The following is a 22,519-nucleotide window of genomic DNA, read 5'->3' as shown; positions in this document are numbered from 1 at the left end:
AGGGTATTAGACATTGGAACCGGCAGCCATTGCCATCTTGCGTTCCTGTCTGCGCCCCATAATCATGGATTTCAGGATGATGAACGCACCCACGCCAAGCGCAAAGCACATAAGACCAAAGCTGGTTTTGCTCATACTACTGATAAGCCCTGCATCCCAGTTAAGCACTTCAAGCTGTTTGAGATACTTGGGAATAGCAAGACCACGGCTGAAAGCGACAATAAGCATAATGGTAGCCATTACGTACTTAATTACATAGTCTTTAACGTATGTTGTACCAATAGCACCAAGCTGCACACCGAACAGAGAACCGGCGAGAATAATCAGAGTAAGACGGATATCCACCATTCCGTAAAATGCCCAGATGAGTGTACCGCCAAGCCCCATAACAAATGCCACAACAAGCTCAGTAGCAGACGCCATAAGACTGGACATACCAATGATGTAAATCATACCCGGAACACCGGCAAAACCACCCACTGCAATGGTTGCAGCAAGCAGACCGGCAGCAAGGCCAACCGGTGCGGTGAACCAGAAAGAAATACGGATATTGCTGCCTTTAAAGGTCATCATTGGCCACAATTCAATACTCTGCAGTTTTTTGGCAAGGTCAGTTACTTTTTCTTCCCCGCCGTTACGTTTGGTTGCAATTGCATCTTTCATAACAAAGCTGCCGACAGTAACCAGAACAAACACAAACGCTAAGGAAACGTACAAGTTGGAGCCGGCTGCACCCCACATTTCAAGAATGAATTTTTGTACTTGAATGCCGATCTGTACGCCGACTTCAGCGGAGATACCGATAATCAAGCCCATCTTGATATCTACCTGACCATACTTATAGCGTTTCAATGCGCCCACAAGCGCCTTAGGGAACTTGTGGCACATGTTACTTGCTACAGCCACAGGGCCGGGAACCCCAAGACTCATCATACCCGGTGTAAGAACAAATGCGCCGCCTGAGCCGATAAAGCCACTGACAAGCCCGCCGACAAATCCGACAAAAAACATAAACAGGACACCTGTCAGGGATAAATCTACAAAACGGGAACCGTCTAATAATACATCATGCATGGTATATTCTCCTGATTACGAACCGGCTACGCATTCACCGTAGCTCGGCTGCGGGTGTCTTTACGTTTTGTTGCCTCTTTTGCATCCTTTTTACGCTCTGCTGAGGCTGATGCTTCAATTCCAAGAGCTGTCCAGACATTGCTCGCAAAGTTCCCGTGCACATAGGAAAATAAGAATACGGTCGAAACCGGCAGCAGGCAGTAAGCTCCACCTTTTGAGTAAAGTGTTACCATTGGGTCTGCAAATTTAAATACTGCCGCATATAAACCAATACTGACTGCTCCAAATAACAACGAATTAATTTTCGCTTTCTTTTTTCTATCGTGAGCGGTTTTCATTCTAACTCCTTCGGTCCTTCCTGCTTTATTTCATTATGCTCGTAACTGCGGACGTTTTCTTGCGCTTTCAGTCTGCTTGTTACGTGTTCTTTTATTCCCCTTATGCTCATTGGCGACACGATCTGCCATTTCATGGTCACCACTTTCAGCATACACAGCCGCTACAAAAAGCCTTTCCAGCGTCTTAAACAGATTCACAACGCCCTCCTTTATCAAGCGCAGTTCTCTGCACCGCCCAGTATCTCCCCACACTGAGCTATACTAGGCACTTGTCATAAAAAAATAGGGCACATCGATGTGTAGTTGAGCCAGCTTGCATTCCTCACACCGCAGAAGAACAAACTCTACTTCTCGCGTTTCATCACAAATCTTTCGTACTGCCTCATTGAAACTCTCGAACACAACAATCTGCCGGGCACTAATTTGCTCTGACACACTTGGTAATTTTGCGACCTCCTCTGAAAAAATTTGTTTGAAAGAACGATTCGCGGATTCAAGAAAATTTTTGCCTAACTTTGCGGCCTGCTGACTGCCCAGTACACAGGCAAACAGCAATTCGCATCGCAGCCGAGCCGCCACAGGTAACGCTGCCTGAATGACTTGCCTCTCTGCAGGTTCTCCATGATATGCAACAATGATCTTTTTCTTTGTTTCATCCATCTTCATAAGCTGCAGGGCAGTATCCCGTTCCCCTGCTTCTGCAAACGCGGCTGCCGTTGCGACAGATTCCAGCATTTTCATAATCTTCATGAATAATTCACCATTCTCCCAAAGGTTATGCCCCCCTTGAGCACTATCTGTGCCAAAGCATAACATGTTGATTTTACGAGACTTAAATTCAAGATGCATTTTTTCATCATCAAAAATCGATACAATTTGCAGCAATTGAAAATCAGCTGCTGCAATTTGCAGCAATTGAATTGCAACATGGCATTAGAACATAAAAAAATGCTGCATTTTGCAGCAAAGAGAATACATGGATTTACGCATATCAAGCTGATATACATAGATAAACAAAAGGCGGAATCATGGGACTTTTTAGCAGACCGGAAAGCATTGAACCTGCGCAGGAGCCTGCCGCTACCACGCAGGATGAGTTGCGGAACGCCGTTGAAAAAGCAAAATTGCCTGAAAACATACGGCGCATTGCATTGGACGAAATCACCAAGCTGGATAGAACAGACCCTTCCATCGCCGAATTCGGCATTGGTGTTACGTATGTTGAATTACTACTCTCACTCCCGTGGAATATTTCCTCTCAAGACACGCTGGAGCTTGAAAACGCCGTAACAGTTCTTGATCAGGAGCATTTCGGTCTGAATGGTGTGAAGCAACGTATTTTAGAATATCTTGCGTCCAACATAACCTGTCACATACGAAAAAGTACTGTTCTGGTTGTAGATGATGAACAGATTTCCCGTGACAACATGGCGTATTCTCTCAGCAAGCTTTCCTGCGAAATTCTCACTGCTTCCAATGGACTCGAAGCAGTGACGATTCTGGAAGAACGCAATGTGGACTGCATTGTAACCGACCTTAAAATGCAGAAAATGGACGGGCTTGAACTGCTCAATTATGTGCAGGAAGAATGGCCGGATACCAAACTCATAATTGTCACCGGATATGCAACCGTCGACAATGCTATAGGAGCACTGAAAAAAGGTGCGCTCCACTACCTGCCCAAACCCATTAATCTGGAAATACTGCGCACGACAGTGCAGGAAATTCTCGATCAACAAAAACAGGCATGTTCTGTTTCCGGCCCTATCCTTTGTTTCTCGGGCCCTCCGGGTACCGGAAAGACATCTATCGGCAAATCTGTTGCCAACGCACTGTCCCGAAAATTTATCCGGCTCTCTCTTGCCGGAATGCGTGACGAAGCAGAACTACGTGGACACAGGCGCACCTACGTAGGCGCCATGACTGGTCGTATCATCAGTGAACTGAACAAATGCGGGGTCAATAACCCTGTCTTTATGCTGGATGAGATAGATAAAATAGGTCAGGACTTCAGAGGTGATCCGGCATCAGTCCTGCTCGAAATTTTAGATCCTGAACAGAACAGGCATTTTCTGGATTATTACCTGGATACACCGTTTGATCTATCTCGAGTAATGTTTATTACTACAGCTAATATTGTTGAAAACCTGCCTGCTCCGCTGCGGGACAGAATGGAAGTTATTCCATTCTCCTGCTACACCTTGAACGAAAAAAAACAGATCGGGCTTGATTACCTTGCGCCGCGCCAGTTGCGTACACTCGGCTATTCACAAAATGAAATATCATTCACACCTGAAGCAATGGCTGCGCTGATTTCCGGATACACAAGAGACGCTGGCCTACGTAATGTAAACAGGGAAATAGGCAACGTCTGCCGTAAAATTAATCTTCAGATATTACAGCACACCCAAAAGCCTCCTATTTCCATTTCTCCAGATGATATCCGCACTCTTCTTGGCTACGAGCGATTCACTTTTGAAGCAGCAACTGCGCAACCGCTTGTTGGCGTTACCACAGGACTGGTCTGGAGCGAATACGGCGGACAAATTATTTATATTGAAACAGCAAAAATGAAAGGTACAGGCCAACTGTTAATGACAGGCTCACTGGGGGATGTCTTAAAAGAATCTGCCCAGACTGCACTCAGCTTTCTGCGCAGCAATGCCATACAGTTTGCCATTGATGAAAATATATTTGAACAGACTGACATTCATGTACACATTCCGGCGGGAGACATTTCCAAAGATGGCGCATCAGCAGGTATCACAATAGCTATGGCGCTATTGTCTCTGCTTACAAAACGCCCTGCACGACGGGATGTCGCAATGACAGGAGAGTTCACCCTAAGTGGACGCGTGTTACCGGTAGGTGGATTACGGGAAAAAATACTCGCAGCACAACAGGCAGGAGTACGTACGATACTGCTTCCAGAACGAAACAGACAAGAGGTAGAGATAATGAACGAAGACGTGCGTAATGCCGCAGAACTTCACTTTATCTCATCCATCAATGAAGTGGTTGATCATGTGCTGCTCCCGTCCACACAAAACAATTCTCCATATGGACAACAAGCAAATACTCAACAAACGGAAAGCGCTCTGTAGCCCTCTGCAAAACATCATGAAACGGTACGTACGGCACCATTCGATTTTACAAGCAGAGTATGCCATGTATTGAAAAACAACAAAGAGCAATGGAACGAAGCGAAATATGAGTCTTCACTTCCTGCCATTGCTCTTTGTTGGTTATGTACGCTAGGAATCCAGTCCCAGCCGCTTCATTTTGCGCCATAAGGAACCACGGTTCAAACCTAGTAACTCAGCAGCACGCGTCTTATTGCCGTCTGCCTGCTCAAGCACCCACGTTAAATACCGCCTTTCATTTTCATCAAGGGATACAACATCTTCAAAGTCAAAACCAGACTCTGCAACGTGCGACTGCAATAGCGCATCTCCCCATAAATCAGGGGGAAGTTGTGCCATCCTAATGACTTTGCCATTGCACATGACAACAGCACGCTCCATCAAATTTTCCAGTTCACGGACATTTCCGGGGAACGGATACTCTTGCAAAACATCCAATACGTCATCATCAATGTCAGTAATATTTTTGCCAAACGCAGTGGCAAACTTATTCACAAAAAAGCCTGCCAACAACGGGATATCATCTTTCCTTTCTCTCAGAGGTGGTACCTGCAGCGTGATAACATTTAATCTGTAATATAAGTCTCTGCGGAATGTTCCATGTTCAACCATACTCAGCAAATCTTTATTTGTTGCCGCAATAATGCGTACATCAACCGGTACCTCTACCGTCCCACCGACTCTGAGCAATTTGCGTGTTTCCAGCACACGCAACAAGTTTGCCTGCATGCTCAAGGGCATATCCCCTACTTCATCCAGAAAAAATGTGCCGTTATCCGCAGATTCAAGCAGCCCTTTTTTGGCGCTGTTTGCTCCGGTAAACGCCGCCTTTTCATGTCCGAACAATTCATTCGCCAGCAACTCCTCATTAAAAGAGGCACAGTTCACTGCAAAAAATAAATTTGTTCGTCTAGGGCTTCCCATATGCAAGGCTTTGGCAACAAGCTCTTTACCAGTCCCAGTCTCACCTTGAATGAGGACTGTACAACCGACCGCCGCAACTTGATCTATCTGCCGTTTAAGCGCTGTCACAGGAGCACTATGCCCAACAATTCTGTCCGAACCGGAAGACTCCAGTTGCTGACGCAGCACGGTAACTTCTTCTTTCAGCCGTTTCTTTTCCAAAGCCTTCTGGGTAAGTAACGTTACCTCGTCAAGCCGCACCGGCTTAGCCAAATATTGAAATGCGCCTTTTCCCATTGCTTCAACAGCGCTATCCACCGTGGCGTATCCTGTAAGTACAATAACCTCAGTATCCGGTGTGATCGTCTTAATAAACTGAAGTAATTCGAGGCCGCTTATGTCGGGCATGCGCATATCCGTCAGCACAACATCATAATTCCCTTGCTCAACAGCCTTGCGCGCAAGGGCGCCGCTTTCTACCGCGGTCACTGTTGCACCCTGCTGCGTCAGTACATGCGCCAAATTCTCCCGCGCAATTAACTCGTCTTCAGCTACTAATATCTTTGCATTATTCATACGAACCTGCGTTTGCTTTCTATCCAGCTGCTATCCCACAAAATAGCAAGGAGTTTGTCTGCCTCGAACGGCCTTTCAGGCAACACTTTCATCGCTGCGTACCAAGGGTAAGTCTATGTAAAAACGGGAGCCTACCCCAAGGGTACTTTCCACCCGTATTTCCCCGTCAAACTCTTCAATAATACCATATGCCACAGAAAGCCCGAGCCCTGTCCCTTCCCCAACCTCTTTACGCGTAAAGAACGGGTCAAAAACTTTGGGGAGATCTTCTTTACTAATGCCTTTTCCCGTGTCCGATACAATCAACGTAACGAAATCTGCTGCCTGCTCTTTTGCCACAGAAACAGTAATCTGCCCTGTTGTTGATGCCTTCATAGCCTGAATAGCATTAATAATCAGGTTGATAAGCACCTCGCCCATACGCTGCGGATCTATACGCACAAAAATATCTTCCGGTATCTCCACGTTCATGCTCACACCGGAAGGAATTTGCGAAGAAACAAGCTGAGCCGCGTTAGCCACCACCTTTTCCAAAGAAACAGTACGCAACGAAAGATCAGTACAACGTGCAAACTCCAGCAGACCACGCACTATATCCCGTGCCCGTGCAGTTTCGGTTTCAATATTATCCAGTAATTTTTTGGGAAAGGGCTCTAAAGAATCGTTCAATTCTGTTTGAAGAATCTGTGCAGATGTAGAGATATTATTCAGCGGGTTATTCACCTGATGCGCAATTCCAGCACTCAATGTACCAATGGAAGACATCTTCTGCGCCTGAACAAGCTGCGCCTGCCTGTGTCCCAGCTCAGACACCATGCTGTTAAACGCTTTTTGCACTTGCGTAATCTCATCATGAATACTTCCAACATCCACAGGAGAAAAATTACCCTGAGCAATCTGCGTAGTGGTTTCTTCAATGACTTTAAGAGGATTGATAATTCTTCTGGAAATAAAATAGAGGGTACAGAGAAACAGAAACGAAACCGTCAGAATTGAAAAAAGCAATTGCTTACGCAATTGCCTGTTAATTTTCAAAATATGTTCTCGTTCAAAATCAGCAATATGTTGTGCCTGCAACACAAGTTCCTGACCGATTTCACGCAACTGCCCCATTTCACCATTCAAACGCTGCCCTTGTGTGCTTGCCGCGGCGTGCATTGCGATAATTCTGTCACGGTACTCAATAATAGTTTTGTGCAGCGCAACAATCTTACCAGTCATAATCTCATCAAAATTAAATTCTGAATGTCTGTTCAGCAGCTGAAGCGTATTTTCAATTTCCTGCAGAGCAAGTACGTAACTGCTTTCTTCATCATATAAGAGGTAGTTTTTTTCCTGACGACGAAAATTCAGAATAGAACTTTCGACATCATCAATAAATTCTACGGAGTATGTCTTGTCTTCTACAAGAAGCAATTGTTTGTAGGAAAAGAATGTCTGCCCACCCAGGCAAATGGAAAGAATGAGAAAACCGGCAATAATTCGCTGCCGAACATTAAGTCGTAACATAACTCCTCCTGCACAACATTCACAACTCACTGAATTTATTATATCAGCATACAAAACACACTATTGTGATTTTTAGCACAAAGTCAAGATACTAGAAAATAATCAAGGCAACTACGGGTAACCTCCTGATACGCAAAATCAATTGCACAACTCCATGAAAAACCCCGAAAACAGACAATGTCCATTTTCGGGGTTCAGCAGTTCCTCATGCTCACCTAGGCTGGAGCAATGAGAATACTCTCACAATTTTTTACCAAACTAGACCTGACCACCAAAGACGAGAACGTCATCGCGGCGCTTTTCAATACCCTGATAGTCAACAAAAGATTCGTACAACTCATCCTGCTGATTAATCATTTCACCATGATCTTTTTCAATAACAGTCTTAAAACGTTTACGACCAAATGGCAGTCTACGATCACCACCAACCTGATCAATCAGACCGTCAGTCAGCATGTAGAAGCGCATTCCCTTTTCCAGTGGAATGATCTGGTTGGAAAATTCGAAATCAAGCGGGGTCTTGTTCATTCCCACACCTTTTTTATTACCTTTGTATTCAGCAAGGCTGCCATCTGTATTGCGAAGAATCAGATAGTTACGCGCACCGGAAAATACCATTTCGGACTTATCATCAGCAACATACACAAAGGTGCAGTCCATGCCGTCATCAGGGCGTTCAGCACCGCTGTTGCTGGAAAAGGCTTCTTTAAGAAGTTTGTTCACAGCAGTCAGGACGCCAGCCGGATCTTTTTCAAATGCATTTGCATCAAGTCTATCGAGCATAGACTGAACAATCAGCGTCATAAATGCCCCAGGAACACCATGCCCTGTACAATCGATGATACCGAGAAAGAAACCGTTTGTTGTTTTCTTAAACCAATAAGAGTCACCGCCTACCCCGTCACGCTGTCTCCATAACAAAAACGAATCAGCAAATTCAGCAGCCAGTTCTTTTTGCGGAGGCAAAAACGCTTTTTGAATAAGCTCCGCGTAGTCAATGGAGCTTTGAATCTGCTTCTGTGCTTCTTCAAGCTTGCCCATAGCTGTGCGAATTTCTTTCTGTCGGCTACCGATAACATGCCCCATCCAGAACATATTATGACGAAGCTTCTGGAGTTCATCTTGTCTTGCCGGCTCAGGTGGAATTTCATCAAACGGATTTAAGTTACCGTTTTGAATCTCAAGGCACAGCCCATTCAACTGCTTGATAGGAAACAGCACTACAACGTAGGTCAGCAGCTTTGATAACGGGAGCAGCAGAATTAATCCCGCAATTGCCCATAACCCCAGTTTATCTAGCAACTCAGTACGAGTAAGTGTCTCGCCAGTTACAAGAATGACCAGTGGTGCTCCCACCAGAAGCAAAGCGAGAAAGAAATTCATTTTCATTCCCACATTAAACCAACCGGCACTATCCATAAATCTTCGTGCAAACGACATTAACAACTCCTCGGTTGCCCGCACTCAGACGGACAACCAGTGTAATACATATATGCAAGTCAGACAGCCCACATCAACCACTTGTGACACTGCCAAACTAGAATGACTTATTGCTCCCTCACATCGGTTTTCCCTAAACGGGTAAACTCATCAATGATGGTGCATAACGTTTTAGTGTGACTTGTCACAAACTCAACGGCATCGGATGCTTGTGTAGAAATATCCACTGTATGCTGAGAAACCCGACTGATATCGTGTACCAACGAGCCCATTTTTCCAGATGCAGACACCTGCTGTTCAACAGCAGTTGCTATATCTTCATTATTAGCGGACGCGCTTTCAGCCAATTCAACAATCTCTTTGAGAGATTTTCCTGACTTGTGCGAAAGTTCGTACACATCTTCCAGCACACCACTAGTCTGTGCAACGGATGATACATTTTCTTTAATAACATCACTGATCGAAAAAATGATCTTACGGACATCCGCAGTAGCAGTTACGGTTCGTTCAGCGAGCTTGCGCACCTCATCAGCAACAACCGCAAATCCCCGTCCGGCATCTCCCGCGCGCGCAGCTTCAATCGCAGCGTTTAATGCCAACAGGTTTGTCTGGTCTGCAACATCTTCAATCAACTCAATCACACCGGATATTTTCGCGGCCTGAGTACTAAGTTCATCCATATTTTTCTGAAGAGCAGCATGGGATGTTTTCATCTCCTCTACGGCTCTCAGGTTATTATTCACAACATCTGCACTCTGCTCTGCAACGTGGATTGTTCCCTTTGCATTTTCAGCGGTTGTACTGGTTGTGATAGAAATGTCCTTAGCGGCAGCAGTAATTTCTTCCATAGAATTTGAAGCAGTATCAAGGTCGTCCTTCTGCTCTACAGCTCCTTTGGTAACTTCACTCATAAGAGCAAAGAGCCGTCTTGAATTTTCGTTCAAGCCGGTTGCGACGCCTTCAAGCTGTTCTGCGGCGTGCACAAAAGCTTCAGCACGGGAAGAGCTTGCCTTCTCTGCTTCTTTCTCTGCTTTGCGCAATGCACGCACAGTCTTACGCGACTCTTTAAAAGCTTCTTTCTTTACATTCTCCGTTTCTTCCATTTGTCCACGTACGTGATAAAATACTCGTTCTAACACGCATGAAAACTTAGCAAAAAAAACGTTCCCGCGAATGTTCTTTTCAAAAACAAAGCCATTCTGCGCTGCTTCCTCGCATGCATTAAACAGCAGTACGAGCGGGTTGCATACAGTTACAGAAACCCATGCCCCCACAAGCAACAATAAGATGACTCCCGCAGCCAGTGCGGATAAAACAACCTGATATCCGGCCAGCTCAACCTGTCCGGAACCAAGGCCATAACCAACCACCCCTCCTGCCAAGGCTGCAACTGCGCACAGCACAACGCAGCCATTAACAATATTTTTTCCTAACTCTGAAGCAGTGCCTCGCCAAAATAAATACTTCTTCACGACACATTGCCTCTTCTGTTTAACTATAGCTGACTAAATTAAACGAGACAGACTCTACCTCTTCCATAAAGTCTTCCCCGCACTCCAAAGCTACCTCGTTATCTTCATGATAACGCCAGTCCACGGCAATTTTAGTTCCAGAACTTGCAGCTGTATCAAGCATTTCAAACAATTCCATAAAAGCTTTGGAACTTGAGCTGTTAAAGTACAAAATATCTATAGAAAATTTAATAGCACTTCCCTTTGCGCTCACAAGATACTCTTTAAACCAGTTGAATACCGGTCCGTAAAAAGTAGAGCAATTTTCCGGATACGATTCGCCGGAAATCTCATGCATATGAGTAACAGGGTTCAAGCATATTTTTGGTGTAGATTTAGTTGCTTCTACTACGAATTTATCCATTATAGACCTCCTATGCCTTTACTTTCATGGCAAAAAATGAACTGCTCTCATCGAGCGGCTCAATAGAAAAACTGAGTGGTGCGCTAGCCTTGCGAGCCATCTCTATAAAACCAAGCCCTGCACCTTTTGAATCTGCATCAGGGTCCTTTCTCCGCATTTCCTTATAAAACTTTTTAAGCTCATCCGAGTCCATGTGCTGCACCTGCTCGATCTTTTTCTGCAGCTTATCAGTATCAGCAGAGTTGATCTTATTACCGCAGGAAACAAAATACCCACCCTCATCATCAACTCCCAGAATAATTTGCCCAAGCGCGGTTTCAGCACCGTCTTCTGCATCTGCAAGTCTATCTGTTGAGTAGCGAATAATATTCTGCATTTGCTCAACTAGTATGGTAAACACTCGCTGAATCATGCTCAGACCAGCATCTTCATGCTTCAGTTTTGTGCGAACAGCATCACCAATTCCTTCAACTACTTCCTGTGAAACAGGGCCGTTGAAGTAAAAGACAACACCGTTATCCTGTAAAAACTGCTGTTTTTGACTACAAAAATCCACCGCACCCTCCAAAAAACATTATTGGAACGTGACAAGTTACATTATTTTTCTGTCACGTCAGATTTGTGCAAACATATTGTATACTAGAATTGAACGTCATATTCTGATGTGACTGACGTCCCCCGCTACGTATCACCACTACGCCCCCAAACGAACTGGTAGAAAATAAGATGTGTTACGACTCGTTGATATTGAAATCGATTATCACTGTCAACACCGTCATATCAGTTCATTCTTTTTTATGGGCTGTGTCTTCGACGTCTTGATATTGAAATCAATTTTCATTGTCAACATTTCGTTAATATTTTCGGAATGTTCTAACGCCAAATAAATGGACACCTTCCCTAGTCTATTTCCCAAACAGGTCAGTACTCCAACGCAACCTAAAGAATTCATTCTAATAACCAAGTAAAAAATTATTTTTAACTTCAAGTTGTTATCATTAATTAGCCACACAAACTCTCATGAAATCTAGTAATGGTAGTTTCTCGAGCATACCATAAATAAACAGGCACTTACATTGAATAGCTAGCAATTTGCTTTGACAGCAAAGCATCTCTTGTTTCAACAAGGCAATTAGCAATAACTTTTGATGCAAGATGTATTTTATACATTATCAAATTTGGTATGTACGTGCTTACTACGTAAAAAATAGCAAGCAATGCTATCTACTACAATACTTTTTCATACTTACTACCGTACTTACTGGTTTACACACTCCAACTGTTATGAGTGTTTTGCCACTTTCCTCCTACGCCCCGACAACCTTCCTCCTATATTCTTAATTAAATCGAGAACTTTCTCCGCCCCTTCTTTGGCACATTGAAGTCATATGGTTGTAAAAGACAGAGCGTATTTTCACCCTATCTACTCGTTATTACATAGAACTAAAAAACTGAACGGATTTGGTATGACCGCACGACACACCAACTAATTCTGCTAACCAGTAACTTGTGAGTAATTCGATGCCTGTGAATTGGAACAACCCGTATGCACTTGCTTACCCATCAACATCCCGCTGGTATAAAGGAAATCTTCACGCTCATTGCTCTCCTGCCAGCCCTTGTGCTTCAATTTCTGCTGAAGACTTAATTTCTGCATACAGCAAGCAACAATATGATTTTATCTCCGTTTCAGACCACCTGCATTACACATCTGCTGAGTCCACAGAGCTAACTCTGCTCCCAGGACTTGAGTGGAATTCCAGAATAGGATTCATGCCGGACTCATCAGTCAGCTATCAGCATCACTTAGGCATTTATTCTCTCGAAGCAGAAACTCTCAAAAAAGCAGTTCGTTTTAGAACAACTGAAGAGCTTTTTGCCGCAGCAAGCACCAACCCTCCGTTTTATATTATCAATCACCCCAACTGGCTTGAACCAGCACATTATGACCCCGCAACCCTGCACAGCATTGCAGGAAAAGCTGGCGGCATAGAAATATACAACGCTTTAGTCGAGGAGGAAGAAGGATCAGCATACGCAACACAAGAATGGGACAGGCTGCTGAGTGCAGGGCACAGGATACTTGGTTTTGCAAGCGATGATGCACACTGTGCAACCGACACCGGTCGCGCATGGATCATGGTTTACGCACAGGAGCCGACACCTGAAGCTCTTTTTCATGCAATAACATCTGGTTGTTTTTACTGCTCTACCGGAGTTGTGCTGAACAACATTGGAAAAGAGAAAGATACTGTCTTTATTGAGTTGCCTGAGAAAGCACAGATCAGCGTAATTGGAAAGAATAGTAAACAGTTGGCCTGCACTGTGGATTCTACTTTGCAGTTTGACTGCTCTGCTTGCACAAGCCCGTACGTCCGCTTGTATGTACAGGGGAACTTGGGACAGCAAGCGTGGAGTCAACCGTTTTTCCTGTAACTGTCCCTACATTGAATTAGGCAGAGTCAATACAATTTTGTCTCACGCATTTTTGCAAAGGAGCACACATATGGCTTCCATCACAATGAATACCATCCGTAAATCCTATGGACCTGTTGATGTCTTAAAAAATATTTCCTTAGAGATTAAAGACGGGGAATTCATATCACTATTAGGTTCATCCGGCTGCGGAAAATCTACCCTGTTGCGAATAATTTCCGGCCTTGAGCAACAGACAAGCGGCACACTGCATATTGGCGGAAAGGACATGACCAACGTGCCCCCAAAACAACGCAGCGTCTCCATGGTATTCCAGTCATACGCGCTCTATCCCCATTTGACCGTTTTTGAAAACATGGCAGTGCCGCTTATTATGCGCACTATGAGCCGCACACAGCGTTTCCCTGTTCTGGGAAAATACATTGGCAGCGCACGCTCCATTCGCAAAGAAATCCGTGCAAAGGTGCTTGCTCTTGCCGAAAGCCTCGACATTCATCATCTGTTGGATCGCAACCCCTCCCAGCTTTCAGGAGGGCAACGTCAAAGGGTCGCTTTAGGACGCGCCATGGTACGCGACCCCGAAGTCTTCCTAATGGATGAACCGCTATCCAACCTCGATACAAAAATGCGTGCCCATATGCGCACAGAACTGGCAGAAATTCACCAAAAACTCGGCTCAACATTTGTGTATGTTACCCACGATCAGGAAGAAGCCATGACCATGTCCGACCGCGTCGCACTGATGATGAACGGGCAACTCATGCAGGTCGCAACACCCCGAGAAATATATCGTAAGCCTGTGCACAAAAGTGTTGCAGAATTTATCGGTGCCCCGAAAATCAACATCCTTTCCGGTGCAATTGTTGAACGCGGAGTTATGGAGGTATGCGGAGTACGAACTGCTGTTCCCGGAGAATTGCAGGCAAATGCCTCACTAGGGATTCGTCCAAGTCGACTCCAGCCAGCTCCTGAATCATCAGGAACATGGCAGGCACAGGTCATTACTGTTGAAGATATGGGATCCAGTTTCTTGCTCCACTGCGAGCTTAGCGACGGGACACGAACAATCAGCCGCATAGACAGCCGCTCCGTTGTTCCTGAACGAGGGGCGAACATTCATCTGGCTCCGCAGGCAGATTGCGCCATGTTCTTTGATGCCAACGGTTGGAACCACGCCTGTCATCCACACCTTGATTCAGACACCCTGCACGCGTTCTCTACCACACCACCAGCCGACTCCAACGCTGATCACGCTCAAGGAACAAAAGAATATGCACTTGCGTCCGCTGTATAATAGACTGCTTCCTTATCTGCTTAGTGCGCCTGCATTAGTGCTGATGTTTCTCTTTCTGATCGGACCAATTATGGCAGTCCTGTTTCTTTCTTTTACGGACTGGCAACTGGGTGAAACCGCCTTCAGAATTACGGGACTTGAAAACTACCTGACCCTGTTCAGCGACGAGCTTTTCTTACGCTCCATGCGTAACACAGCGTTCTATATAGTTATGACGGTGCCCACCACGCTCATTTTCGGGCTGGTGGGCGCCATGCTCATCCTGCAAAGCGGCGCAATGCGTAAGCTCTACCAGACAATCTACTTTTTGCCCTTTATGGGAACAGCTGTTGCCATGCTTATTGTCTGGGAGTTTGTATTGCACCCGACCATCGGTGTATGGGGAATGATTGCCCAATGGTTCAATCTCGATCCAGTCAATCTTCTGCGTAATGAACACACTGCGCTCCCCATTCTTGCACTTATCAGCATCTGGCAAAATGTAGGCTTCGCTATTGTTCTTTTTATGGCGGGTCTCTCAGGGATCCCTGAAGAAATGTACGAGGCTGGAGCACTGGACGGTGCTGACGGGGTCTTCTCCAAGTTTTCTCTCATCACATGGCCGCTCATAAGCCATGTAACATTCTTTGTTTTCATACTGCTTACGGTTCATTCCTTCCAAATATTTGAAAGCGTGGCAGTACTGACCAAAGGCGGCCCCAACGACGCCACAGAGGTGCTCACCTACACCATGTACAAAGAAGGATTTGACTATTTCCGCACCAATATTGCTTCCGCAATTACCGTTGTATTTCTAACAGGCGTTGGCGCGCTTGTGCTTATTAAAGCTGCATGGCTGGAAAAGAAGGTACACTATCAATGAGACACTTCAGCTATTTTCTCCGTCACGCTCTACTGGCAGCAGGTGCCTTATTCATGGCTACTCCGTTTATTGTCATGCTCAGTACTGCTCTTAAGAGTCAGGCGAATATCTTCTCCGGATCCTTTTCCATCATTCCTGAACAGTGGGCTGCCTCAGGAAATTTCGGGGAAGTATTCACCAGTCTACCAATTATACAGTTCATGCTTAACGGAGCACTCGTAACCGCAACCATTTTCTGCATTCAAGTGCTCGTTGCTGTACCTTGCGCATATGCCCTTGCTAAGTTTGACTTTAAAGGAAGAAACATACTCTTTAACTGCGTCCTATGGTCATTGCTTATCCCGCCTCAAGCAGTTGCTATTCCAGTCTTTCTTGAGCTGCACTCCCTAGGACTTCTAAACTCATACTCTGCTCTCATCCTGCCATGGACTATTTCTGTATTGGGAATTTTCCTTATGCGCCAATTCTTCATGGCAATACCCGATGACATTATGGACGCAGCGCGAATGGACGGCATGGGTGAAATATCAATTCTTATCCGTATCATGCTGCCCATGGCTGTCCCTGCGTTAACTGCATTCGGCATTCTCTCTTTTATTGCTCACTGGAACGATTTTTTCTGGCCTCTCATCTGTCTTCAAGACGTCCAATATTTCACTCCCCCTCTTGGTATCGCCTACTTCAAAACAGATGATGCCGGAATAAAATACGGCCCCCTTATGGCTGCTGCCTGCGTAATTACCATACCGCTGCTAGTGGTCTTTCTTGCTGCCCGAGACAAATTTATCCAAGGCGTCTCCGTTCAAGCCGGCGTCAAATAACTTGTAACCTGCAATGGAGTGTTTCCCATGCGTGTCCCCGACAATAAAAAATTTCCCCTGCTACTTGCGCTCATCATGGTCTTTGCCATGTGCATGACTGCTGCTGCCAAAACACAAATTATTATTGAATACCCATACCCTAACCTGTTCGATAAAGTGCACCCAAAACTTATTGATCAATTTAACAAAATAGAACCGGACATCGAAGTCAAGGTCCGTACTAAATACCAAAGCTATGAAGACGGTACTAAAAAAGTATTACGCGCAGCCATGACAAACAGTCTGCCGGATGTAAGCTTTCAAGGCATATCCCGTGTCCGCGTGTTGGTAGAAAAAGGCATTGCTCAGCCTATTGATCGGTTTATTAACAATGAGGCGGGGTTCAGTGCTGCAGGATTTTACGATGCCATGTTTCAGACATGCAGGTTCAATAACAAGGTTTACGGATTGCCATTTGCTGTTTCCCAGCCAATTGCTTTTTACAACATGGAGTTAGCGCGCAAAGCCGGATACACAGAGAAAAACCTGCCCAAAACATGGGCAGATGTGTACGAGTTTGCTCATAAAGTGGAAGGAGCTTCCAACGCGAACGGCTTTTTCTACTATTGGGGTGAAACTGGATTCTGGCAATTGCAGGCATTGCTGTTTGCTGAAGGCGGCAGCTTTATGGATTCTGGTGAAAAAAACGTTCTGCTCACCTCACCCAAAGGCAAACAGGCATTCGCTCGACTGCGTGAAATGGTAACCAAAGGTAATATGCGCAAGGACTATGACTGGAGTTCTGCAAAGATGGACTTCTACTCCGGCAAGCTTGGCCTTCTCATCGCTTCTTCATCTATCCTTAACAATGCCCAAGATGCAATTGGCGACCGGTTTACTATCAAAACAAGCTTTTTCCCGCAGCTCCACAAAGGCAGCAAACTTCCTGTAGGGGGCAACGCTGCTGTTATGCTGACCAAAGACCCTGAAAAGCAAAAAGCAGTCTGGAAGTTCTTGAAATTCTGGTGCGGCATTGAAGGAGCAAAAGTAGTTGCCACAAACACGGGCTATATGGCTCCAAACAAATTGGCTGTTGCTGCCCTCCGCGACCAGTTTGAGAAAAACCCCAATGCTCTTACAGTTTACAAACATCAGCCTTACATGACTGGCTGGTATGCGTTCCCGGGGAAAAACGGTCTCAAAATTACTGAAGTATTATACAGCGGCATGGAAAAGATTGTTACAACCAATGCCAACGTTGATGCAACTATTGAAGAGCTGAACAAGCGTGTCCAGCGCCTTGCTAATTAACGCGTTACACAACACGTTGCTTTCCTCTTTCAATTCATAAAAAGGGTCAACATGAATGCAACAGTAGAACAAAGCTCTTCCGCTCCGCTCATCCATCCGGAAGCCTCCATAGTAGACTGTACTCTTGGAAAGTGGACAGATATTGCAGCACGGACAAAGCTGATGGAATGTATCATTGATGACTATTCCTATGTGATGAATGACTGTGACCTCATCTACACCCGAGTAGGAAAATTCTGTTCCATAGCATCACACGTTCGAGTCAACCCCAGCAACCATCCATATTGGCGTGCTTCCCAACATCACTTCACCTATCGGGCATCGTTCTATCATATGGGAAAAAATGATGAACAACTCTTCGAATGGCGACGTGAAAATGCAGTCACCATAGGACACGATGTATGGCTAGGACACGGTGCCGTCATACTTCCAGGGAATACTGTTGGAACCGGTGCTATCGTCGGTGCAGGTGCAATCGTTACAAAAGATATACAACCGTACTCAATTGTTGTCGGCAACCCTGCAACACATCTCCGCTACCGCTTTTCACACTCAGTACAAGAAAAACTGTTTGAAATAGCATGGTGGGATTGGGATCACTTGAGACTTCAGGCTGCGTTACGAGATTTCCAGCAATTATCAGTTGAGGAATTTATTGAAAAACATTCATAGCACATACTCTATTACCATTAACGGACTTCAGGGCTGCATAGCTGCTACTGTAGTCCGTTTTTTTATAACAACACCATGAAAAAGCGTTATCCTATTAGGACATCACATATATAAACAAAAAGTAAACGTATACAAACTTAACCTTTTCTCAACCTTTTTAACTGTATATCTCGACATATCTCTCCTTAAAACTGCTTATGCAATAGGATTGGTTCAGGTGTTTTTCTTTTTATACACTATTACGGAGGTTCTATGTCTAGATTAAAAATAGTATTGTTAATTATGGTTACATTTATTTTTGCCTGCAATGCCTACGCCTCAGACGAAGAGATGTATAGGCCTCCTACTTTTTCAATTGAACCATGCATAATTGGTGAGTTTCCTTTTTTTGATCGTCAGGTAGAAGTATTCGGCATTCCCATTTTTGCAGACCCACAAGTTCCAGATGATAAATTACTCCATGCCGCAAACGTAATGGCACAATATCTGGACAACAACGAAGATGGAAAAATAGATAATCCTTTTGTTATTGAAGCAATGCATGAATCAAAAGCATTTTTATTCATGTGGAGTAATGAAGACATCATTAAAAAAACCACAACCGCTTTAGAAAAGTCGTCGGTAAAACTAAAGGCACAAGACTTAGGAAGTAACGAAACAAAGCCAGAATGGCACACAAGTGGTCATTTAGGTGAATTTGATGCTGCACTTGAAGAAATATGGCATCTAATTACAGGTGCAGGTTACTCAATAGCGTACCCTGAAGCATTTAGTGAAGGATCTGGAAGTACACTGACGAAAGCAATGGACAGAGCACGAGGCGGACATTTCACTGAAATTCCTTCTGGCTACCCAGCCAGTGCATGGTATACATATGATGATACAACATGTGACTACAATTGCATGGCTATTGAATACATATACTGGGGTATGTCATCAATTCTGGGTGCGCAAGCAAAGCGCGCTGGCGAAATTACTGCTGAATGGAAGCTTTACAAAAAAACGGATGTTCAAAAGCAAGATCCAACGCTCTTCGACCTGCTCACAACAGAGAAGTACGTGTTTCCAAAAAAATTGCCTGACGGAAATTACCGTGGATTCATTCACAAAAAATAAGTTTCCACAATCAAGCTAACCTTATCAGACATTGCATCCTAATAAGGCACCGCTTGCTCTCAGTGGCTGCAGGATAAAATCTTGCAGCCACATTTTATGTGCACTCTTTTTTTAGCACTTATGCAGGGCAACGACTTCTTATCCTATAAATATTTTATTAAATTAAAATGTTAGCACGCTAGAACTTAACCCTCCCTCTACCCAACAAGACATATCTTACGACATATATCCTCAATAGAGATACGTAAGACCAAGCTTACATATCGTTTGGCCTTATACGAATCGTTACTTTTCATAAGGGAGCTTATATGTCTCGAATCAAGATATCCATTCTACTCATCTTTTCCTTGATCGTCATCGGCAAGGCACATGCCTCAGCAGACGTCGCAAGCACGCCACCAACATTTGAGATTACACAACCTGCAGCTGATCTGTTGCCACTTTTTGATCGCCAGATAGAGGTGTTCGGCATCCCGATCTACGCTGATTCAGGCATTTCAAAAAGAAGATTGCTGCATGCAGCAAATATCTTCGCACAATACCTCGACAACGACGAAGACGGAAACGTTGACAATCCACTTATTCTCGAAGCCATGCACAAAAACGACGCGTTTCTAGTTATGTGGAGCAGTGAAGAACGGTTAGAGCAAATGATGGAAGCCCATGAACAGTCGCTACTGAAGGGGTACGGGCAAGATCTTGGGAATGATGAAACACGACCAGAATGGCACGCCCAACAACACACAGGCCGTTTTGATGCTTCCATTGAAGAAATTTGGCACCTTATTACAAGTGCCGGCTATGCAGAAGCCTATCCTGAAATATTTGGAATAGAAGATGAGAGCGCATTAACACGCGCAATGGATAAGGCACGCGGAGGTCATTTTACGTCAGTTCCTTCACGCTACCCAGACACAGCATGGTTCACGTACTACGATGACACATGTAATTATGAAGGAATGGCTGTTGAATATATTTATTGGGGTATGACCTCAATCCTTGGCGCCCAGTCCAAGCGTGCTCATGAAATTGATGATGAATGGAGACTCTACAAAAAAGAATATATAGAAAGACATGATCCCGCACTGTACAAACTGTTAACCACAAAAAAATATTCGTTACCCCAAAAATTACCTGATGGTAATTACCGAGGCTTCTTTTACAAAAAATAAATGTAGCAATTCATTCTCTACACCATAAAAAAGGAAGCTGTTTTTTCAGCTTCCTTTTCACATGTACTACTCTACTTCTGCAATTCTCGTTCTATTTCTTCAACATAACTTTTTGCAAATTGCTTTGTAACTATAAGTACATCTTTCGTTTCATCATCATCGTTCATATGCTGTATGAGATACCCAAGCATATTTTCCATCTGATGAATACAAGTTATAGCTTTGAACAGAATATTAGGTGTTGCTGCTTCTGTGTTCATATGTACCTCTTCAAGTATCATAATATAATAACTATAGAAGGACGCATTCTACTTGAATACACTACATTCACAATACATTTTTTGTACAAAGCGCAACTCGTGCACATTCTGTTCAGACTGTTTTATCCGTTCACACCACAAACTCCGCTTCAATGGCTGTAATACCCCCACTGGAGTTTATTGTATGTGTGGCTCTGGTAACGCCCCATTCGCCATCAATTCCTGATCGAAAATCTTTTAAGATAATGCGGGATTCCGCCACTAAGTCCGGAGCAAAGGGGATTGATAATGAAAGAGTTCTCTTCCCTCGTTCAAACACCTTAAGTTGTTTTTGCGCAGCTGATGACGCTTGAACGCTGTCTGAAAAAACGCCTTTAATACGGTGTACTGGTTCGCCTTTCCCAGCTGCCACCTCAACATTCATCGCTCCAGCAGTGTCCCGATATGTTGCAACAACCTGCTTAAATGCCCTGCACTGGGATATTTTAACAGAGCCGCTTGTAACCTGCTCTTTAGTAATATGGATTTTGGGCATTGCTGCCCCCGTTGTACTCTTCCCTTCACCGCGCTTAACAAACAACAGCCTGCCACCATTAGCCTTGGCTATTGCATCGTACTGTTTGGCAATGCGTGTCAGCAGGTTCATATCAGACTCGTCACTCTGATCAATGTGCGATAGCTGAACCTTTGCCAGTCCTGCATCCAATGCCGGCGCAAGGTTATGATCATTAGCAATAGTCATCACAAGGTCATATATCGTTCCTGCTGGAAAGGATCGGGACTTTTGAGATTGTAACGGCGTCATCCCGTTTTTACTTTGCTTAAATGGTGCTGCATTTGCTGAAATAGCCATGCTGTCCGGCGGGAAATTTAATGTTACTGTATCAACAATGTACTTCCCCATGAGCCGCAACTCATTCCTGTAGCCAACGTACGCCGTCAATTCTGCACCCGGCTCCGGCAAAGCAATGCCTGAATCTGCAAGAGTGAGGCTTAATTTATCAGACTTGTATCCAGCCTCATCCGTAATAGTCAGCTGAGAAACTTGTCCACGCAGCAACTCTGTAATGTCTTTCCCATTGGCTTCAATCCGGTAATCAAGTGCATACGCTACCATAAGTGTACACTCTCAACAGCTTGCGGTTTCGGCAAATCAGGAAGAGTGACAAGAACACCCATAGGCAAAACAGCACCTTGGGCTGCAAGCCCCTTATTTGCCTCAAGCACCTGTTCCAGAGCGCCGGATTGACCGTTATACTGCTTACACACAATCGCATCCAGCACATCACCTTGCTTTGTTCTGTATACTACGCTCATATCTTCTCACCGGCATATTTGAGCTCTAATGTGAATTCAATTTTCTGCGGAAATCCGCCCGGCAAAAAGTCACTGCCCTTTTCGGTAATTGCAGTAATGCACCAGAAACCGTGCAAGTCCCCGTAGCTATCAGTCAACGCTAGCGGCTTTCCGTTCCCTGCGTCCGCCCGCATGGTTACAACTTGTTCAAGCCCCCCTCTATAAGTTGGCAGCACAACTCCCTGCAGACTTAATGTGTCTGCGCCTACTCCCGTAAATTGCAGATGCGGATTACTACCAATACGCGCCTGCTCTGCCCATTTATATGAACTGGAACGACTGGAACTTGTATACGCAGCATTTTTCAACGAGAAGGTATAGTCTCCGAGCTTCATCATAGCTTTCGGTTCAGCAATAGCCGGTCTTACTTCCATGTGCCCTC

23 protein-coding genes are annotated in these 22,519 nt (G+C 44.7%); 9 read left to right on the top strand and 14 right to left on the bottom strand.

Annotated elements, in window-relative coordinates; genetic code table 11:
* Positions 1-6: 6 nt before the first annotated feature.
* The 4 genes from SP90_RS08115 to SP90_RS08105 all read right to left on the bottom strand — a co-directional run bounded on the left by SP90_RS08115 (position 7) and on the right by SP90_RS08105 (position 2,327).
* Positions 7-1,074, bottom strand: coding sequence for a sulfite exporter TauE/SafE family protein (locus SP90_RS08115; protein ID WP_066854410.1), 1,068 nt, complete (start codon positions 1,072-1,074; stop codon positions 7-9).
* 26 nt (positions 1,075-1,100) lie between these two features.
* Entirely contained in the window at positions 1,101-1,412 is a 312-nt protein-coding gene (locus tag SP90_RS08110; RefSeq protein ID WP_066854408.1) for a hypothetical protein, read from the bottom strand.
* A gap of 33 nt (positions 1,413-1,445) precedes the next feature.
* Positions 1,446-1,610: a hypothetical protein gene (locus SP90_RS16610; protein ID WP_157471227.1), complete on the bottom strand. Its 165-nt coding sequence runs from the start codon at positions 1,608-1,610 to the stop codon at positions 1,446-1,448.
* 63 nt (positions 1,611-1,673) lie between these two features.
* Positions 1,674-2,327 carry a hypothetical protein gene (locus tag SP90_RS08105; RefSeq protein WP_066854406.1) on the bottom strand — a complete coding sequence of 218 codons (654 nt, stop codon included), beginning with the start codon at positions 2,325-2,327 and terminating at the stop codon, positions 1,674-1,676.
* A gap of 113 nt (positions 2,328-2,440) precedes the next feature.
* Between SP90_RS08105 and SP90_RS08100 the strand changes: the two genes are divergently transcribed.
* A complete protein-coding gene (locus SP90_RS08100; RefSeq protein ID WP_082936355.1) occupies positions 2,441-4,516 on the top strand; it encodes a S16 family serine protease in 2,076 nt (691 codons plus the stop codon).
* 150 nt (positions 4,517-4,666) lie between these two features.
* Here the strand turns inward: SP90_RS08100 and SP90_RS08095 are convergent, their stop codons facing one another.
* From SP90_RS08095 to SP90_RS08070, 6 genes are all read right to left on the bottom strand, one after another.
* Entirely contained in the window at positions 4,667-6,034 is a 1,368-nt protein-coding gene (locus SP90_RS08095) for a sigma-54-dependent transcriptional regulator (RefSeq protein WP_066854404.1), read from the bottom strand.
* A 75-nt stretch (positions 6,035-6,109) separates the two neighbouring features.
* Positions 6,110-7,543 carry a sensor histidine kinase gene (locus SP90_RS08090; RefSeq protein WP_066854402.1) on the bottom strand — a complete coding sequence of 478 codons (1,434 nt, stop codon included), beginning with the start codon at positions 7,541-7,543 and terminating at the stop codon, positions 6,110-6,112.
* 258 nt (positions 7,544-7,801) lie between these two features.
* Complete coding sequence (locus tag SP90_RS08085; RefSeq protein WP_066854400.1) at positions 7,802-8,983, bottom strand: PP2C family protein-serine/threonine phosphatase; 1,182 nt, start codon at positions 8,981-8,983, stop codon at positions 7,802-7,804.
* Positions 8,984-9,090: 107 nt separating this feature from the next.
* Complete coding sequence (locus tag SP90_RS08080) at positions 9,091-10,455, bottom strand: methyl-accepting chemotaxis protein (RefSeq protein ID WP_066854399.1); 1,365 nt, start codon at positions 10,453-10,455, stop codon at positions 9,091-9,093.
* Between the two features lie 19 nt (positions 10,456-10,474).
* On the bottom strand, positions 10,475-10,858 hold the full coding sequence (locus SP90_RS08075; RefSeq protein WP_066854397.1) for a DUF1987 domain-containing protein: 384 nt from the start codon (positions 10,856-10,858) through the stop codon (positions 10,475-10,477).
* 10 nt (positions 10,859-10,868) lie between these two features.
* Entirely contained in the window at positions 10,869-11,414 is a 546-nt protein-coding gene (locus SP90_RS08070) for a SiaB family protein kinase (RefSeq protein ID WP_082936354.1), read from the bottom strand.
* A 965-nt stretch (positions 11,415-12,379) separates the two neighbouring features.
* Between SP90_RS08070 and SP90_RS08060 the strand changes: the two genes are divergently transcribed.
* The 8 genes from SP90_RS08060 (at position 12,380) to SP90_RS08025 (ending at position 20,521) form a co-directional block, all read left to right on the top strand.
* On the top strand, positions 12,380-13,294 hold the full coding sequence (locus SP90_RS08060; protein WP_066854391.1) for a CehA/McbA family metallohydrolase domain-containing protein: 915 nt from the start codon (positions 12,380-12,382) through the stop codon (positions 13,292-13,294).
* Positions 13,295-13,364: 70 nt separating this feature from the next.
* On the top strand, positions 13,365-14,588 hold the full coding sequence (locus SP90_RS08055) for an ABC transporter ATP-binding protein (protein WP_066854389.1): 1,224 nt from the start codon (positions 13,365-13,367) through the stop codon (positions 14,586-14,588).
* A gap of 70 nt (positions 14,589-14,658) precedes the next feature.
* The gene (locus SP90_RS08050) at positions 14,659-15,450 is read left to right on the top strand and encodes a carbohydrate ABC transporter permease (protein WP_157471226.1); all 792 of its coding nucleotides are present in this window, start codon (positions 14,659-14,661) and stop codon (positions 15,448-15,450) included.
* Between the two features lie 53 nt (positions 15,451-15,503).
* Positions 15,504-16,271: a carbohydrate ABC transporter permease gene (locus tag SP90_RS08045; protein WP_197498779.1), complete on the top strand. Its 768-nt coding sequence runs from the start codon at positions 15,504-15,506 to the stop codon at positions 16,269-16,271.
* 27 nt (positions 16,272-16,298) lie between these two features.
* On the top strand, positions 16,299-17,561 hold the full coding sequence (locus tag SP90_RS08040) for an ABC transporter substrate-binding protein (RefSeq protein WP_066854385.1): 1,263 nt from the start codon (positions 16,299-16,301) through the stop codon (positions 17,559-17,561).
* A 51-nt stretch (positions 17,562-17,612) separates the two neighbouring features.
* Positions 17,613-18,233: an LbetaH domain-containing protein gene (locus SP90_RS08035; protein ID WP_066854383.1), complete on the top strand. Its 621-nt coding sequence runs from the start codon at positions 17,613-17,615 to the stop codon at positions 18,231-18,233.
* A 252-nt stretch (positions 18,234-18,485) separates the two neighbouring features.
* Positions 18,486-19,349 carry a hypothetical protein gene (locus tag SP90_RS08030; protein ID WP_157471225.1) on the top strand — a complete coding sequence of 288 codons (864 nt, stop codon included), beginning with the start codon at positions 18,486-18,488 and terminating at the stop codon, positions 19,347-19,349.
* 308 nt (positions 19,350-19,657) lie between these two features.
* On the top strand, positions 19,658-20,521 hold the full coding sequence (locus SP90_RS08025; protein WP_066854379.1) for a hypothetical protein: 864 nt from the start codon (positions 19,658-19,660) through the stop codon (positions 20,519-20,521).
* Between the two features lie 71 nt (positions 20,522-20,592).
* Here the strand turns inward: SP90_RS08025 and SP90_RS08020 are convergent, their stop codons facing one another.
* The 4 genes from SP90_RS08020 to SP90_RS08005 all read right to left on the bottom strand — a co-directional run bounded on the left by SP90_RS08020 (position 20,593) and on the right by SP90_RS08005 (position 22,511).
* Positions 20,593-20,781, bottom strand: coding sequence for a hypothetical protein (locus SP90_RS08020; protein WP_066854377.1), 189 nt, complete (start codon positions 20,779-20,781; stop codon positions 20,593-20,595).
* A 130-nt stretch (positions 20,782-20,911) separates the two neighbouring features.
* On the bottom strand, positions 20,912-21,898 hold the full coding sequence (locus tag SP90_RS08015; RefSeq protein WP_066854375.1) for a contractile injection system protein, VgrG/Pvc8 family: 987 nt from the start codon (positions 21,896-21,898) through the stop codon (positions 20,912-20,914).
* The gene (locus SP90_RS08010) at positions 21,892-22,098 is read right to left on the bottom strand and encodes a tail protein X (protein WP_066854373.1); all 207 of its coding nucleotides are present in this window, start codon (positions 22,096-22,098) and stop codon (positions 21,892-21,894) included. Before SP90_RS08010 ends, SP90_RS08015 begins: the two co-directional genes overlap by 7 nt.
* Entirely contained in the window at positions 22,095-22,511 is a 417-nt protein-coding gene (locus SP90_RS08005) for a phage tail protein (protein ID WP_082936352.1), read from the bottom strand. The genes SP90_RS08010 and SP90_RS08005 overlap by 4 nt, the downstream gene beginning before the upstream one ends.
* Between the last annotated feature and the right edge of the window lie 8 nt (positions 22,512-22,519).

This window comes from Halodesulfovibrio spirochaetisodalis (genome assembly GCF_001672295.1).
Lineage (GTDB): Bacteria > Desulfobacterota > Desulfovibrionia > Desulfovibrionales > Desulfovibrionaceae > Halodesulfovibrio > Halodesulfovibrio spirochaetisodalis.
This window is presented reverse-complemented; position numbering and strand designations above follow the sequence as displayed.

Coding starts and splice junctions, on each gene's coding strand:
- SP90_RS08115 (WP_066854410.1), bottom strand. CDS start 1,074: ATGCATGATGTATTATTAGACGGTTCCCGTTTTGTAGATTTATCCCTG.
- SP90_RS08110 (WP_066854408.1), bottom strand. CDS start 1,412: ATGAAAACCGCTCACGATAGAAAAAAGAAAGCGAAAATTAATTCGTTG.
- SP90_RS08100 (WP_082936355.1), top strand. CDS start 2,441: ATGGGACTTTTTAGCAGACCGGAAAGCATTGAACCTGCGCAGGAGCCT.
- SP90_RS08095 (WP_066854404.1), bottom strand. CDS start 6,034: ATGAATAATGCAAAGATATTAGTAGCTGAAGACGAGTTAATTGCGCGG.
- SP90_RS08090 (WP_066854402.1), bottom strand. CDS start 7,543: ATGTTACGACTTAATGTTCGGCAGCGAATTATTGCCGGTTTTCTCATT.
- SP90_RS08085 (WP_066854400.1), bottom strand. CDS start 8,983: ATGTCGTTTGCACGAAGATTTATGGATAGTGCCGGTTGGTTTAATGTG.
- SP90_RS08075 (WP_066854397.1), bottom strand. CDS start 10,858: ATGGATAAATTCGTAGTAGAAGCAACTAAATCTACACCAAAAATATGC.
- SP90_RS08060 (WP_066854391.1), top strand. CDS start 12,380: ATGCCTGTGAATTGGAACAACCCGTATGCACTTGCTTACCCATCAACA.
- SP90_RS08055 (WP_066854389.1), top strand. CDS start 13,365: ATGGCTTCCATCACAATGAATACCATCCGTAAATCCTATGGACCTGTT.
- SP90_RS08050 (WP_157471226.1), top strand. CDS start 14,659: ATGGCAGTCCTGTTTCTTTCTTTTACGGACTGGCAACTGGGTGAAACC.
- SP90_RS08045 (WP_197498779.1), top strand. CDS start 15,504: ATGGCTACTCCGTTTATTGTCATGCTCAGTACTGCTCTTAAGAGTCAG.
- SP90_RS08040 (WP_066854385.1), top strand. CDS start 16,299: ATGCGTGTCCCCGACAATAAAAAATTTCCCCTGCTACTTGCGCTCATC.
- SP90_RS08035 (WP_066854383.1), top strand. CDS start 17,613: ATGAATGCAACAGTAGAACAAAGCTCTTCCGCTCCGCTCATCCATCCG.
- SP90_RS08030 (WP_157471225.1), top strand. CDS start 18,486: ATGTCTAGATTAAAAATAGTATTGTTAATTATGGTTACATTTATTTTT.
- SP90_RS08025 (WP_066854379.1), top strand. CDS start 19,658: ATGTCTCGAATCAAGATATCCATTCTACTCATCTTTTCCTTGATCGTC.
- SP90_RS08020 (WP_066854377.1), bottom strand. CDS start 20,781: ATGAACACAGAAGCAGCAACACCTAATATTCTGTTCAAAGCTATAACT.
- SP90_RS08015 (WP_066854375.1), bottom strand. CDS start 21,898: ATGGTAGCGTATGCACTTGATTACCGGATTGAAGCCAATGGGAAAGAC.
- SP90_RS08010 (WP_066854373.1), bottom strand. CDS start 22,098: ATGAGCGTAGTATACAGAACAAAGCAAGGTGATGTGCTGGATGCGATT.
- SP90_RS08005 (WP_082936352.1), bottom strand. CDS start 22,511: ATGGAAGTAAGACCGGCTATTGCTGAACCGAAAGCTATGATGAAGCTC.